Genomic DNA, 10,438 nt, shown 5'->3' with positions numbered 1-10,438 from the left:
CCCTACTGCCCCCCGGTTTTGCCGAGGCCTTTAAAGCGCAGTCCCCCCTGGCCATTCCCCGCGCCATCACCCAGCACAGCACCCTGCCCCCGGCGCTGGAGGGGGCCGATTTTGTCATGACCCTGCGCCTGCAAAAGGAGCGCATGACCGATCACCTGCTGCCCAGCCTGCGGGAATATACCCAGGGGTTTGGCCTGACTCGCGATCGCATCACCCGTTGCCAACCGACCGTCAAGCTGCTGCATCCCGGCCCGGTCAACCGGGGGGTAGAAATCAGCTCCGATCTGATGGATGACCCCGCCCTCAGTCTGATTGGCGACCAGGTGACCAGCGGAGTGGCGGTACGCATGGCGCTGCTTTACCTCATGGGGGTCGGCAAGGGCACCACTGAATAGAGCACAGCGCGACCTGCGGGTTTGGTATCCGAAGACATCTCCTCCTCTGCCAAATCGATCAATTGGGCAGGGGAGGAGGGCAGAGGCCCTCACTCTTCGACCCGATAGCCAAAATCTTCGAGGCGGCTGCGCGACTGCCGCCATTTGGGCACGACTTTGACAAACAGCTCCAGGTACACCTGCCCCATGACCAACTTTTGAATCTGCTGGCGAGCGTCGGAGCCAATGGTTTTGAGCATGCTGCCCTTTTTGCCGATCAAAATGCCCTTTTGCGACTCGCGCTCGACGTGAATGGTGGCGAGAATGCGGGTGATATGGGTGTCTTCTTCGACCCGGTCAACGGCGATCGCCACCGAGTGGGGCACCTCTTCGCGGGTGTTGAGCAAAATCTGCTCGCGAATTAGCTCACCCATAATGAACCGCTCGGGCTGGTCAGTAACCAGATCGGGTGGGTAGTAGTAGGGGCCAGGGTCGAGTTGGTCAACTAGGGTGGTCAGCAGGGTATCAAAGCTAGTTTCATGTAGGGCCGAAAATTTGACCAGGGGCCAGCCCTGGGCGTCGGCCAAACGCTGATAGCTAGCATCGAGGGCGGCGACGGCGTCAGCCTGCTGGGGCTGGCGATCGACTTTGTTAACGCCCAAAATCACCGGGCTGCTGGTATGGGCCAACAGCTCGGCCACAAACTGATCGCCCCGTCCCGCCTCAGCGCTGCCATCGACCACAAACAGGGTGGCATCCACCGAGTCGATTGCCATGCGGGCGTTTTTGACCAAAATCTTGCCCAACTCATGGTGGGGCTTGTGGATGCCCGGGGTATCGACAAAGATGATCTGCGCCTGGTCGGTGGTCAAGATTCCCCGCAGGCGGTTGCGGGTGGTCTGGGCCGTCGGGGAGGTGATCGCCACCTTTTGGCCCACCAGGGTATTCATCAGGGTCGATTTGCCCACGTTAGGGCGGCCCACAATGCCCACAAACCCTGACTTATAGCCCTCGGGCGGGGTGGGAATAGCGCTAAAGCCAATCGGGTTAACGGCGTCGACCATGCTAATAGCCTGCCACATGAACCACCACCTCGCGGGCGGCACCCCGCGATCGATGCTCCCACAGGTAGAGGCCCTGCCAGGTGCCCAGGGCCAGCCGCCCATCCATCACCGGAATGGTTTCGCTGGTGTGGGTGAGCACCGTGCGAATGTGGGCCGGCATGTCGTCGGGGCCTTCGGTGCTGTGGATATAGTGGTTGCCCTCGGGCACCAGCCGGGCCAAGAAATTTTCTAGGTCTACCAACACGTCGGGGTCAGCATTTTCTTGAATAATCAGGCTGGCGGAGGTGTGGCGCAAAAACACCGTGCACAGCCCGGTCTCAATCCCCGAGGCCCGCACGACATCCTGCACTTTGTTGGTGAAGCGGTGCAGGTGTTTACCCTGCGATCGCAGCGTCAGCATTTGCTGGTAGTGGCGGGTAGCGGTGGTGGATGTCATCGACCAGTTCTCAGAATAGAGCGTTCTCTATTCTGGCAGACTTAACCGCTCTAGGGGAAATTTGTTACTCGGCGCTGATGGGAACCAAGCGCCCCTGGGCCGTCAACCCCAACCGCATGGGGGCATGGGCGGCAATGGGTTTGCCGGTGATAGCGCATACCTGATCACACTCGGCTACGGCCCCAAAGCTGGCGCACAGGTCAACCGCTTTGCACGGGGTTGTGGCCTGCCCGGGGGTCTGCTCAACGTACTGCCAGAGAATGTCGCGAATGAGTGCCTGATAGCCCCGATCCCCCGCCAGGGATTTCAACTTTTCTTTCAGCGATCGCTCTAGACGAATGCTGGTGACATCCATTTCAGTGGTGGATACGCGGGTTACGGTTGGCATCGGTGAGTACACTTGCAAAGAGGACAGAAAGATTTAGTGTGAACTAAGGTGTACCGCAGCGGTCACAGGTTGACGTCTGCGATCACGTACTAACAGTCTAGACAGGCTAGACATGTTTGTATTACAAGTGTAGTATTAACGTTATCTGAGGCTATTCGTCAAGCGGCGGGGCCAACCCCATCAACTCTTGACACCAGCCTCAACGCTTTCCTAAGCCTTGCTGTTTTACGCTTGAGGAACACCGCCATGAAACGGATCTTGTCTACTGGCACCGGAATGAAAATCGCCACTGCTACAGGCGATGCTGGCCAGATGGGCATGGTGGCGGCATTCCTAGGGGCTCGAATTAGGCTGCTGGTGCCCGCCAGTCTCGGGGCAAACCTCTGCCAGGGGCGCGAGCGCCCCTGGCGAGCGCCCCTGCGGTGGCTACAGCAGTCCCTTGGGTTTAAGGGGGCTTTTGCGCCGGGCGACCGCCGCTTTGGGTATCACTATTCCCCCCTACCTATCCAGCATTCTGTATACCAGGGTTAACCTGACCACCAAACTGGTTCTTCGCCTAGGGATGGCCGACAGCGGCCCATTCCGCTTGGCTCAGGCTCCAGATTTGGACGATTAGCGGCGCTGCACCCCCTAGCTTGCCAACGAGCCAGGGAAATGCGATGGCTTTCACCAGCGGCATGGCCTGGGTCGGTCGCCAATCGTGGGCCGCCTGCCCCGGTCGTGAGCCGGTCTTCGCCCCATCGGAGCCGAGCCCTGTCTCGACATAACAGCCTTAAGCGTAGAAACTAGTTCACAAGTACTAAAGGCATGAGGAATCATGTTGAAGCTGACCTATTCCGATACTGACCTATTGGTTGAATGGCTCAATTTGACCGTGGAAGCCATGGTTACCCAGCGCAGCCTGGTCGCCGTGCGGGCTGGCCAGCCCTTGCTAGTGCAGCCGGGCTACGGCTCGTTTGTCCTCCCCGCTGACCTGCCCGGGCTGGCCGCGATTCAGTCTGGCGACCCCAGCTGTTTGACCCTGGCCCCCTGCGATCGCGGCTGGCTTGAGGTCACCCTGCGGGGCACCTGGCTGACCGACAGCTCTGATAGCGCCGAGGGCATCTTGGTCGTCGTGCTATCGACAGCGCTAGAGCATCGCGTCGTTGACCTGTGGCGGCGCAGCCAAGCCCCCTTGGCCAGCTTGAGCCAGTCTGAGGCCAAAGGCGGGCTGTAAGCATGAGCCTTCTAATAGCTCGCCATGGCTCGACCTAAAACCTTCTCTGGCATTGATTTACCCGCTCGCCATGGTGACACCACCGTTGACCTACCCTTGTCGGCCACCGATGGGGTCGATACCAACGGCACTATCGTTCACCGCTTTGTGGATGTAGACTACACCCAGCGCCTGGCTCCAGAGGCCATTTTGGCAGTCCTTAAGGGGTGGCAATAGTTCAGGCTCTACCTGTCTTCGGCCCAGATGCAGTACCGTAGAAAGCGAACCTTTGCCCGGCGGTTGAACAAACCTTTTTCGATGCTCTTTTTCTTACGTTTTAAGGAGGCACTCCATGGCCGACGACGCAACCTATCTGACCCTGACTGCCGATAACTTTGAGGCCGAGGTACTGCAAAGCGATGTGCCGGTGCTGGTCGATTTTTGGGCTGCTTGGTGTGGTCCCTGTCGGATCATGAACCCGATCGTAGAAGAGCTGGCTGACACCTTTGCCGGTCGGGCTAAGGTTGCGAAGCTCAACGTCGATGACGAAGATGCTCTGGCCCTCAAGTATCACGTCATGGCAATTCCTACGCTGATCTTTTTTCAGCATGGAGAGGCGGTCGAGAGAATCGAGGGTGTCGCGCCCAAAGACTCTCTAACAGAGCGCATGGAAGCATTGTTAACCGCTAACTCGGCCGCATAGCGCCGTTGCCTGGGCAGGGTTCATCGCTAGGGCCGCCCGATCATCCTGGTCGGGTGGCCCTAGCGAAAGATTGCCTGCGGCCAGAGTTCTTAGCCTCTGCCCGTCGCCAGTCGCCGCAAAATCAACGCTAGATCGGTGGTCAAAAGCGGTTGGGTTGCCGGGGTCAGCGGTGGAATATGTACAAATAGCGCCTGCACTGGCCAAGGGTAAGCGGCGATCGCCGCCAGCACCCGATAATACAAATGGTTGCAGACGTAGGTGCCAGCACAGTCGCTAATCGCCGTCAGATGGGTATCAGCCATCAGCACATCGAGCGGTAACTGGGTAGCGATCGCCAGCTCATCGCGGCGGCCATAGCGTTCGAGGTTGAGGTGGGTACGGCCCTCGGCCATGCCGCAGCACACCACGACCTCGGGCTTCAGTTCCGTTACCTTCGCCAGCACCCGAATGGGGGCCAGCTCAAAACTCACCGGAATATGACGCAGGACAACGGCCCGAGGGGGCAGTAGTTGCTGTCGTTGCAGCACCGCAATCAGGTCATCGGCAGCGTTAGAGGGCTGGTGGGCCCGCCAGGGGGCGAAGGTGGTGAGGAGCATAAAATCATCCAAAACCTCAACTCCCCCAGTTCTGCCAGGTAGGATAGAGTCTGAACCATCCCCTATACTCCCAACAGAGCACCGAACCGGAACGCCTATGGCCAACATTGCCGTCATCGACTACGACATGGGGAACTTGCACTCGGCCTGCAAGGGGCTGGCGCTGGCTGGGGCAACACCTCATATTACCGATGTGGTGGCCGATCTGGAGGCCGCCGATGCCCTGGTGCTGCCCGGAGATGGGGCCTTTGACCCGGCCATGCGTCACCTGCACGAGAAAGGATTGATCGAGCCGATCAAGCGTGAGATTGCAGCGGGCAAACCTTTTTTGGGCATCTGCCTGGGGCTACAGCTGCTATTTGACGGCAGCGACGAGGGGGTAGAACCAGGGCTGGGGCTGATTCCGGGCCGCATTCGCAAGTTCAAAAAAGAGCCCGACATGGCTATCCCCCACATGGGGTGGAACCAGCTGACCCTGACTCAGCCCCACCATCCGCTCTGGCAAAACATTGCCGACGGCGACTGGGTCTACTTTGTGCACTCCTACTACGCTGAACCCACTGACCCGGTAGTGAATGCGGCCACGGCCACCCACGGTAGCCAGACCGTGACGGCGGCGATCGCCCAAGACAACATCATGGCCATGCAGTATCACCCCGAAAAGTCGGCCCCGGCCGGGCTGACCATGCTGGCCAATTTTGTTGCCCTGGTGAATGCCCAAACTCCGATCGCGGCCCGCTGACCATGCTGCGTATCTACGGCAACCGCGCCCTCAAAACCCTGCCTGGCGATGCGACTCGGCCCACCTCGGCCCGCGTGCGAGAGGCCCTGTTCAATATCTGGCAGGGGCGTGTTGTCGACTGTCGCTGGCTCGATCTATGCACCGGCAGTGGTGCTATGGGGGCCGAGGCCCTGTGCCGAGGCGCCGCTGAGGTGGTGGGCATCGAGCTATCGGCTGAGGCCTACGCCGTCACCCGTGAAAACTGGCAAAAGGTCGCTCAGAGCGATCAGACCATCAGCCTGTTTCGCGGCGATGTGGTCAAACAACTGTCGCGGCTACACGGGCAACCCTTTGACTGCATCTACTTCGACCCGCCCTACACCAGCGAGTTGTATGCTCCAGTGCTAGAGCGGGTGGTGAGCCTAAACTTGCTCCAGCCCACGGGGGAAATAGCGGTCGAGCACAGTCCAGCGGCCTGGGAACCTGCGGCGATCGCGGGCCTGGAACTGGTGCGACAAAAGCAGTATGGCACCAGCCATCTCGCATTCTACGCTGCTACCCCTGGTTCATGACAGAGATGGCTTGGGTTGGGAAGAGCTTCTTCACCTACAGGTTGCCGCCTGGAATCACGTTTACAATGGAATAGCCTGGCGCTAAGGGCGCTACCATTCAGCAAACACCTCCCCTTGCTGAGGCTCCAATGCGGCCTCACCCAGTTATGAATCAGACGCTGGACATTCAAAGCTCGTTGCAACCCTTCAACTCGCTTGGCATAGAGATTCTGACGTCTTCGATAAGCACTCGTCCGTCGTCTTCAGGCACTGTTTTGCGCTTCATTATGGTTGGCATGCACGTCATGAGCGGGACTGATCGCCGTGAAGGGATGCTCGGTCTTGACCCAGACTACGCGTCGTTGCCCTTGAGAACCTTTGATTTTCATCGCGACTTTCAACCCCTGTCGCCAACCTTTCCGTCTCTGATAGGCGGGAGTGATTTCAGCTGTTTTGAGAAACACACTCGCCAGTGGCCATAAGGCGTTGCCATAGCGCCGTTCACCTAAGCCTACGGCACGCTACGCGAACGGTAAACCAGCGGATAAACTGGGCGGGTGCGGCCCACGGCCAAGCCTGCGCAGTGCCTTGGCTAAGGAGCGCCCGGTGGCCCGCCACCCCAAGCCTTCCGTCCGGACATTCAAGGCGGCAGACACGAGCGACGCTGGCGTTCTCAGCCGGGCCATGGGAGTCTTCGTCTGTTCGTTAAATCGATTGCCACACTCACGACACAGATAACGTTGTCGAGGGGATTGGTCTTTCAAGAGGGCAGTCCCGTTTTTCACGATTCGTTCACAGATTGAATCGAATGGATCGAGGGAATCTTTCGATCCAATTTCTAACCAATTTCTAACCAAAATGGCCGAAAGTGACGTAACTGCTCCTGGCCCCAAACCCTCAGTAAGGCTTTGAATAACCTTGTTGATGAGCGATATAGCCCTTGACCTGTATGGGTTTGAGAGAATGGAGAATAGGAGATTCGAACTCCTGACCTCTGCGGTGCGATGGTAGGTATCTGAAGTCTAAAAACCATATCGTAAAGGGTTTATGGGCTTTACAAAAAATCCTTCGATCCATTTTCGATCCAAAATTGCTCAATGCTGGCCAGAAACTCACCGCTGGAAGGCAGACCTTGAGGTTAATGCCCTTTCCTTATTGGATCCATAGCTTGCATTGGATGCGGTCTTTTCAGCCTGGTTTCCACACCAAGATAAGCCATAGGGGAGAGGTTATCTCGCTCCCCGCTGATGGGCGTTAGGGACAGGCATTGATAAGCTTTAGGGCATTCCGATGTGATGCCCATGAACCGTCCTATATCGATTAACCAAACCCCCAGATGACATCGTCACGGCGACAATAGGCCTGTTAACTCAGGAATACGCCGGGCAAATCGATGACATCTGGGCAGGCATTCTGCGGGAGACACAGCAGCCAGACAACCGTTGGGACTGGGCCTATAAATTACGACTGGCTGTCAATGATGATCGCTATGAGGCCTACGGCATCGAGTTTGAGGCGCTTCTTCAAGGCGTTATCTTGCTCGAAACGCAATGGCACCGTTCCTGGTTACCGCAACGGTTTCCATTGGTCTATGTCGAATACTTAGCCTCTGCGCCGTGGAATCGCCGATTACTCGAAGATCCTCCCTATCTGATTGGGGTCGGACGGGCGCTCTTACTCTTTGCCCGTCAGCGCAGTGTGGAATTAGGTTACGGTGGTCGCGTCGGTCTCCATGCGCTACCGGGTGCGGAAGCTTTCTATCGACGTTACAGTATGCCGGACTACGGCCCTGACCCGGACAAAGACGGGTTGGTATACTTCGAGTACGCCGCTTTAACGCTCTAACTCATCCAATCGCTTATGAATGATGCAATCCTGGCTGAGCAACTGAGAAAAACGGGCAACCTGATGGACTTGCTCAATGACGAGGCTTGGGTTCGAGAAGCAGATGCGGAGCACGCCAGTGAGGAAGGGCCGGTTGAGGCTGGCCTGGCTCTACAACCTTATGTGGCGTTACTCAAGGAGGCTTCACCGGAAGCTTTGCAGCGGCAGCGGTGGTATGTGCGAGTGCTATCCATCTTGTTACCGGAGTTGAAGGGGTGGTTAGAGTCGTGGCAGCTTGGGCGGAGTCTAGAGGCTGTCTATATGGAGGCGCAAAAATGCTTATACGGCCACCTGAGGCATCTCACCCCCGAACAAACGGCCTGGATTGAGGTGCTGTTGGCAGAGGGAGAGCAGGCGTCACCCAACGATCAGAAGGTGATTCGGGCTGAGGCGATCGCTATGCTCGCTCAGATGTTTACTACAGAGGACTGGCAGGCGATCGCGCATGTTGCCTCTCAAACAATGGCGAAAGACATTTTGCAGATTGGGCAAGAAGCGGCCGTTCCCACGCTCGCTATCTAAGCCTAAGCCACTCAATAGGGCTAAGAACGGCACGGTGCTTTTTTATCCCCTCAAACAAACACCTCCCCGTGCCTGTCGGGAGTGAAGCCGGGGACAGATGGAGATGGATCAAACATAACGGTGTACTGAGCTGAGGGGCTCAGCCGCCGCAGGGCTCTCAAATGGGCATCAGCATCATTGCGCCGTCGAAAGCGGGCCACTGTGCGCCGCTGCATGTGGGAAAGAAGTTGTACAACGCACCAGGGATGGAGCAGTTGGTTATAAGCTGTAGGCACTTCCCCCTCGTAGGCAACAGATGACGGGTACTGCTGGTTCCCTAAACGGGGAGCTTCCTGCTCGCTGACAGCATCCCTTGAGTAAGGCTGCACGCCCTCCCCGGCACTGGCAGCACTGGGCCTCAACGCCTGCTCAATCTTGCCTAATAGTTCAGAGGCCTCTCGATCTGGAGGATGCAGTGTCCAGGCGTTGATGGGTGCAGGCTGAAAGGTCAGCCGGTAGGTTTTGCTGGTTCTACCGTGAACGAGCCAAACGGCCTGCCGAGGCAGCTTTTTCAGGCGATACAAGCCTTGCCCTGACTCTGCCAGCGTTGCCCGGATGCATTTGATATCGGCCATGATTCGGTGCCCTTGGCTCATGTGACTGTCCTCCCTGATGAATAAATGTGGTGCAGTTGATGCCACCCTAGGCAGGAGAGATTCGCTAAAACAGAGCACGGTGATATTGACAATTTTGGGTTAGGTGTGATCGTCTTCGGGCTCGGTGGAGCACAGGGCTTGCCGCAGGTCTGCCGGAATCTGGTCAAAGTTGTCGAGCAAAAAATCCATCAGGGCCAGATGGCGCAGGTCAACCGGGGTGGGGCGGCGATAGCTTTGCCCCTTTCGGAACCAGCCCCGCACCGTTGAGACCGACCGGGAGCAGATCGCAGCCATGTCTTCTTGGCTGACCTGCCACTTGGCATAAAACCGCTGGGGCGTCATGCCTAGTTGGCAGTAGCTGTACCGCTCGATTAAGTGCTGCTCGCGGGGAGAAAGGAGGCGGGGATTCATCGGGTAGCCTCTCAATCGGCGGGTTCGAGGTCGTCTTCCCAGGCGATATCGGCTCTGATCCAGGCAGCACTGGGGGAAGCCGGATCGAGCCAGATCAGGTAGCACCACTGCCAGCGGCGGCTGTGGGGGGTGTAGCTGTAGAACCGGCCAATGACCAGGCCCCAATCGGTCGTGTTGCCGTGGGGAACCCAGCAGAGGCGATCGCCGTAGTGAAAGCGAGGCGCTTCGACATTGGGGAAGGCCGCAGGCAAGTCAGTCGTTGACGGGAGGTGCAGATGACCAGGGTTAAGAGAGTACCAGGGGGCTCGGTGGATGACCTGAAGCTGGCGCGATCGCTGGTGTGGAAAGGGTTGAGCCATAGGAAGAGCAGTTCCTGGGTGCTGGCAAAGGTCAGCCTGGCCGCTAAACAAAGCTGAGGTAACTTGAACTAGCAGATATGCTTATCCACTTTAGTTTAATCTACTCTAAACTAGAGTAGATTACCCTTAGTCGCTACGCTTCACCTAGGCTTGCTCTAGAGCTAGATAGAGCGGTTATGACTACCCAGAAGCGCCAGACCAGCATTTACTTGCCAGACCCGATGAGGGATGCCATTCAGGCGATCGCAGATAGAGAGCAGCGATCATTTACGTTTGTGGTTGAAATGCTGTTGAGGGAGGCTTTAGAAACGAGGGAAGCCAGCGGGAAGAAGGGGTAGGTACCCCCGTACCCCCAGGCAGAGGTGTCAACCTCACTATCAAGTGCGATCCACGGCGGCAAAGGAAACCTTATCGCTATGATACTTCCAGAGAAATTGCCGGTAACGCCTGTGAGAAGACCTAAACCCGTATAGGTAGTGGATTAACGTAAAGGATAGAGAGAAATAAGGCATCGTCGTTGTATTCCTGGATTTTGAGGGAGTAGGCCATATGGAAATCGAGATGACCTGTCCAACCTGTGGGTCTCACGACATTTCCAA

15 protein-coding genes and 2 pseudogenes are annotated in these 10,438 nt (G+C 57.4%); 9 read left to right on the top strand and 8 right to left on the bottom strand.

Going from position 1 to position 10,438, the window contains the following annotated elements:
* Positions 1 to 395: pseudogene (locus IQ254_RS26435) on the top strand (aspartate carbamoyltransferase); the annotation flags it as partial.
* Positions 396 to 484: 89 nt separating this feature from the next.
* Here the strand turns inward: IQ254_RS26435 and era are convergent.
* From era to IQ254_RS26420, 3 genes are all read right to left on the bottom strand, one after another.
* Positions 485 to 1,438: a GTPase Era gene (gene era / locus IQ254_RS26430; RefSeq protein WP_193969145.1), complete on the bottom strand. Its 954-nt coding sequence runs from the start codon at positions 1,436 to 1,438 to the stop codon at positions 485 to 487.
* 1 nt (position 1,439) lies between these two features.
* A complete protein-coding gene (locus IQ254_RS26425; RefSeq protein ID WP_193969144.1) occupies positions 1,440 to 1,874 on the bottom strand; it encodes a secondary thiamine-phosphate synthase enzyme YjbQ in 435 nt (144 codons plus the stop codon).
* A 64-nt stretch (positions 1,875 to 1,938) separates the two neighbouring features.
* On the bottom strand, positions 1,939 to 2,262 hold the full coding sequence (locus IQ254_RS26420) for a hypothetical protein (RefSeq protein WP_193969143.1): 324 nt from the start codon (positions 2,260 to 2,262) through the stop codon (positions 1,939 to 1,941).
* Between the two features lie 246 nt (positions 2,263 to 2,508).
* Between IQ254_RS26420 and IQ254_RS26415 the strand changes: the two genes are divergently transcribed.
* The 4 genes from IQ254_RS26415 to trxA all read left to right on the top strand — a co-directional run bounded on the left by IQ254_RS26415 (position 2,509) and on the right by trxA (position 4,160).
* Positions 2,509 to 2,793: a hypothetical protein gene (locus IQ254_RS26415; RefSeq protein WP_193969142.1), complete on the top strand. Its 285-nt coding sequence runs from the start codon at positions 2,509 to 2,511 to the stop codon at positions 2,791 to 2,793.
* A gap of 286 nt (positions 2,794 to 3,079) precedes the next feature.
* The gene (locus tag IQ254_RS26410; RefSeq protein WP_193969141.1) at positions 3,080 to 3,478 is read left to right on the top strand and encodes an alr0857 family protein; all 399 of its coding nucleotides are present in this window, start codon (positions 3,080 to 3,082) and stop codon (positions 3,476 to 3,478) included.
* Positions 3,479 to 3,502: 24 nt separating this feature from the next.
* Positions 3,503 to 3,694: an alkyl hydroperoxide reductase gene (locus tag IQ254_RS26405; protein WP_193969140.1), complete on the top strand. Its 192-nt coding sequence runs from the start codon at positions 3,503 to 3,505 to the stop codon at positions 3,692 to 3,694.
* A gap of 115 nt (positions 3,695 to 3,809) precedes the next feature.
* Positions 3,810 to 4,160, top strand: a complete 351-nt coding sequence (trxA, locus tag IQ254_RS26400) for a thioredoxin (RefSeq protein WP_193969139.1) — start codon at positions 3,810 to 3,812, stop codon at positions 4,158 to 4,160.
* An 89-nt stretch (positions 4,161 to 4,249) separates the two neighbouring features.
* Here the strand turns inward: trxA and IQ254_RS26395 are convergent, their stop codons facing one another.
* The gene (locus IQ254_RS26395) at positions 4,250 to 4,768 is read right to left on the bottom strand and encodes a peptidase C15 (RefSeq protein ID WP_193969138.1); all 519 of its coding nucleotides are present in this window, start codon (positions 4,766 to 4,768) and stop codon (positions 4,250 to 4,252) included.
* 85 nt (positions 4,769 to 4,853) lie between these two features.
* Between IQ254_RS26395 and hisH the strand changes: the two genes are divergently transcribed.
* Both hisH and rsmD read left to right on the top strand, forming a co-directional pair.
* Complete coding sequence (hisH, locus tag IQ254_RS26390; protein ID WP_193969137.1) at positions 4,854 to 5,498, top strand: imidazole glycerol phosphate synthase subunit HisH; 645 nt, start codon at positions 4,854 to 4,856, stop codon at positions 5,496 to 5,498.
* A gap of 2 nt (positions 5,499 to 5,500) precedes the next feature.
* Positions 5,501 to 6,049 (top strand): 16S rRNA (guanine(966)-N(2))-methyltransferase RsmD, encoded by a 549-nt coding sequence (gene rsmD / locus IQ254_RS26385; protein WP_193969136.1) that lies wholly within the window; start codon positions 5,501 to 5,503, stop codon positions 6,047 to 6,049.
* Positions 6,050 to 6,162: 113 nt separating this feature from the next.
* Here the strand turns inward: rsmD and IQ254_RS31855 are convergent.
* Positions 6,163 to 6,828 (bottom strand): annotated as a pseudogene (locus IQ254_RS31855) (hypothetical protein); the annotation flags it as partial.
* A gap of 1,060 nt (positions 6,829 to 7,888) precedes the next feature.
* Between IQ254_RS31855 and IQ254_RS26380 the strand changes: the two are divergent.
* Positions 7,889 to 8,434: a hypothetical protein gene (locus IQ254_RS26380; RefSeq protein ID WP_193969135.1), complete on the top strand. Its 546-nt coding sequence runs from the start codon at positions 7,889 to 7,891 to the stop codon at positions 8,432 to 8,434.
* A gap of 50 nt (positions 8,435 to 8,484) precedes the next feature.
* Here IQ254_RS26380 and IQ254_RS26375 read toward each other — a convergent pair whose 3' ends face one another.
* The 3 genes from IQ254_RS26375 to IQ254_RS26365 all read right to left on the bottom strand — a co-directional run bounded on the left by IQ254_RS26375 (position 8,485) and on the right by IQ254_RS26365 (position 9,839).
* The gene (locus IQ254_RS26375) at positions 8,485 to 9,048 is read right to left on the bottom strand and encodes a hypothetical protein (protein WP_228041116.1); all 564 of its coding nucleotides are present in this window, start codon (positions 9,046 to 9,048) and stop codon (positions 8,485 to 8,487) included.
* Between the two features lie 120 nt (positions 9,049 to 9,168).
* Positions 9,169 to 9,480, bottom strand: a complete 312-nt coding sequence (locus IQ254_RS26370; RefSeq protein ID WP_193969134.1) for a helix-turn-helix domain-containing protein — start codon at positions 9,478 to 9,480, stop codon at positions 9,169 to 9,171.
* 11 nt (positions 9,481 to 9,491) lie between these two features.
* Positions 9,492 to 9,839 (bottom strand): hypothetical protein, encoded by a 348-nt coding sequence (locus IQ254_RS26365; RefSeq protein WP_228041115.1) that lies wholly within the window; start codon positions 9,837 to 9,839, stop codon positions 9,492 to 9,494.
* Positions 9,840 to 10,015: 176 nt separating this feature from the next.
* On the opposite strand from IQ254_RS26365, the gene IQ254_RS26360 reads away from it, so the two are divergent.
* Positions 10,016 to 10,177, top strand: a complete 162-nt coding sequence (locus IQ254_RS26360; protein ID WP_193969133.1) for a hypothetical protein — start codon at positions 10,016 to 10,018, stop codon at positions 10,175 to 10,177.
* Positions 10,178 to 10,438 lie beyond the last annotated feature (261 nt).

The sequence above is a fragment of the Nodosilinea sp. LEGE 07088 genome, from assembly GCF_015207395.1.
Taxonomy (GTDB): domain Bacteria; phylum Cyanobacteriota; class Cyanobacteriia; order Phormidesmidales; family Phormidesmidaceae; genus Nodosilinea.
This window is presented reverse-complemented; position numbering and strand designations above follow the sequence as displayed.

What these genes read in the sequence shown, in the direction of transcription:
- rsmD (WP_193969136.1), top strand. Translation starts at nt 5,501, where the DNA reads ATGCTGCGTATCTACGGCAACCGCGCCCTCAAAACCCTGCCTGGCGAT.
- IQ254_RS26370 (WP_193969134.1), bottom strand. Translation starts at nt 9,480, where the DNA reads ATGAATCCCCGCCTCCTTTCTCCCCGCGAGCAGCACTTAATCGAGCGG.
- IQ254_RS26425 (WP_193969144.1), bottom strand. Translation starts at nt 1,874, where the DNA reads ATGACATCCACCACCGCTACCCGCCACTACCAGCAAATGCTGACGCTG.
- IQ254_RS26415 (WP_193969142.1), top strand. Translation starts at nt 2,509, where the DNA reads ATGAAACGGATCTTGTCTACTGGCACCGGAATGAAAATCGCCACTGCT.
- hisH (WP_193969137.1), top strand. Translation starts at nt 4,854, where the DNA reads ATGGCCAACATTGCCGTCATCGACTACGACATGGGGAACTTGCACTCG.
- IQ254_RS26360 (WP_193969133.1), top strand. Translation starts at nt 10,016, where the DNA reads ATGACTACCCAGAAGCGCCAGACCAGCATTTACTTGCCAGACCCGATG.
- IQ254_RS26420 (WP_193969143.1), bottom strand. Translation starts at nt 2,262, where the DNA reads ATGCCAACCGTAACCCGCGTATCCACCACTGAAATGGATGTCACCAGC.
- IQ254_RS26365 (WP_228041115.1), bottom strand. Translation starts at nt 9,839, where the DNA reads ATGGCTCAACCCTTTCCACACCAGCGATCGCGCCAGCTTCAGGTCATC.
- IQ254_RS26380 (WP_193969135.1), top strand. Translation starts at nt 7,889, where the DNA reads ATGAATGATGCAATCCTGGCTGAGCAACTGAGAAAAACGGGCAACCTG.
- IQ254_RS26375 (WP_228041116.1), bottom strand. Translation starts at nt 9,048, where the DNA reads ATGGCCGATATCAAATGCATCCGGGCAACGCTGGCAGAGTCAGGGCAA.
- trxA (WP_193969139.1), top strand. Translation starts at nt 3,810, where the DNA reads ATGGCCGACGACGCAACCTATCTGACCCTGACTGCCGATAACTTTGAG.
- IQ254_RS26410 (WP_193969141.1), top strand. Translation starts at nt 3,080, where the DNA reads ATGTTGAAGCTGACCTATTCCGATACTGACCTATTGGTTGAATGGCTC.
- IQ254_RS26405 (WP_193969140.1), top strand. Translation starts at nt 3,503, where the DNA reads ATGGCTCGACCTAAAACCTTCTCTGGCATTGATTTACCCGCTCGCCAT.
- era (WP_193969145.1), bottom strand. Translation starts at nt 1,438, where the DNA reads ATGGTCGACGCCGTTAACCCGATTGGCTTTAGCGCTATTCCCACCCCG.